This is a genomic window from Pseudomonas sp. SDO5215_S409, from assembly GCF_054071325.1.
In genome coordinates this window covers 1-450 of sequence record NZ_JBSVWN010000180.1, presented here as the reverse complement: position 1 = coordinate 450, position 450 = coordinate 1, and the positions used below count along the sequence as shown (strand labels likewise).

Annotated in this window: 1 pseudogene; it reads right to left on the bottom strand. The window is 56.9% G+C overall.

From position 1 onward, the window contains the following. Nucleotides 1–450: pseudogene (locus ACW9H9_RS28810) on the bottom strand (T6SS effector BTH_I2691 family protein); the annotation flags it as partial.

The following is a 450-nucleotide window of genomic DNA, read 5'->3' as shown; positions in this document are numbered from 1 at the left end:
AGGTTTGCACCTCGTCAAAACGCACGTCTTCACGCCAGAGCCGTTTGGCGTTCCAATCCTCAAGCGCGGCTTGCCATTTCTCTCTGTCGGGCAGGTGGCCCCGTTTGGTCTTGAATAGCGTCTGGGCAGCGGACAGGACGGGTCCTGTCGCACTTTGTGCTAGCAGGCCTTCCCCAAAGCCGGCGATTTCCGTGGCCCGCTCGATGTCATCGTGGGTCTTGAGCAAGGTGTACAGGTCATCGGTGTAGGCTTGTTGCTCGATCGGGTCCTTGATCGTCGACGGAATCAGCCCCACCGTATTCAACCCACACAATTTTTCCACAACAGAAGCACTGTGCAATGTGTGCTGATGAGTGTCCTCAAACTCACTTTGCTCCATCAACCGCCCCGCCAGATTCATGCCCAGGTCATCAAGCATGGCCAGCGGGTCATCCAGGGCGATGAACAGTG